1 rRNA gene is annotated in these 1352 nt (G+C 52.7%); it reads left to right on the forward strand.

Features of this window, described 5'->3' with window-relative positions:
* Positions 1–1352: ribosomal RNA gene (locus tag WFK85_RS23325) — 23S ribosomal RNA — on the forward strand; the annotation flags it as partial.

A 1352-nucleotide genomic window follows, 5' to 3' on the forward strand; every position in this document is an offset into this window, starting at 1 on the left:
CGTGAATACATAGCGTAATGAAGCGAACCGGGGGAACTGAAACATCTAAGTACCCCGAGGAAAAGAAATCAACCGAGATTCCCCCAGTAGCGGCGAGCGAACGGGGAGCAGCCCAGAACCTGAATCAGTTTGTGTGTTAGTGGAAGCGTCTGGAAAGTCGCAGGGTACAGGGTGATACTCCCGTACACTAAAATGCACATACTGTGAGTTCGAAGAGTAGGGCGGGACACGTGGTATCCTGTCTGAATATGGGGGGACCATCCTCCAAGGCTAAATACTCCTGACTGACCGATAGTGAACCAGTACCGTGAGGGAAAGGCGAAAAGAACCCCGGCGAGGGGAGTGAAAAAGAACCTGAAACCGTGTACGTACAAGCAGTGGGAGCCTCTTTATGGGGTGACTGCGTACCTTTTGTATAATGGGTCAGCGACTTATATTCTGTAGCAAGGTTAACCGTATAGGGGAGCCGCAGGGAAACCGAGTCTTAACTGGGCGTTAAGTTGCAGGGTATAGACCCGAAACCCGGTGATCTAGCCATGGGCAGGTTGAAGGTTGGGTAACACTAACTGGAGGACCGAACCGACTAATGTTGAAAAATTAGCGGATGACTTGTGGCTGGGGGTGAAAGGCCAATCAAACCGGGAGATAGCTGGTTCTCCCCGAAAGCTATTTAGGTAGCGCCTCGTGAACTCATCTTCGGGGGTAGAGCACTGTTTCGGCTAGGGGGCCATCCCGGCTTACCAACCCGATGCAAACTACGAATACCGAAGAATGTTATCACGGGAGACACACGGCGGGTGCTAACGTCCGTCGTGAAGAGGGAAACAACCCAGACCGCCAGCTAAGGTCCCAAAGTCATGGTTAAGTGGGAAACGATGTGGGAAGGCACAGACAGCCAGGATGTTGGCTTAGAAGCAGCCATCATTTAAAGAAAGCGTAATAGCTCACTGGTCGAGTCGGCCTGCGCGGAAGATGTAACGGGGCTAAACCATGCACCGAAGCTGCGGCAGCGACACTATGTGTTGTTGGGTAGGGGAGCGTTCTGTAAGCCGTTGAAGGTGAACTGTGAGGTTTGCTGGAGGTATCAGAAGTGCGAATGCTGACATAAGTAACGATAAAGCGGGTGAAAAGCCCGCTCGCCGGAAGACCAAGGGTTCCTGTCCAACGTTAATCGGGGCAGGGTGAGTCGACCCCTAAGGCGAGGCCGAAAGGCGTAGTCGATGGGAAACAGGTTAATATTCCTGTACTCGGTGTTACTGCGAAGGGGGGACGGAGAAGGCTATGTTAGCCGGGCGACGGTTGTCCCGGTTTAAGCATGTAGGCGGAGCGTTTAGGTAAATCCGGACGCTTAT

Origin of the sequence: Cedecea sp. VD22 (assembly GCF_037150195.1) — a bacterium.
GTDB lineage: Bacteria > Pseudomonadota > Gammaproteobacteria > Enterobacterales > Enterobacteriaceae > Cedecea.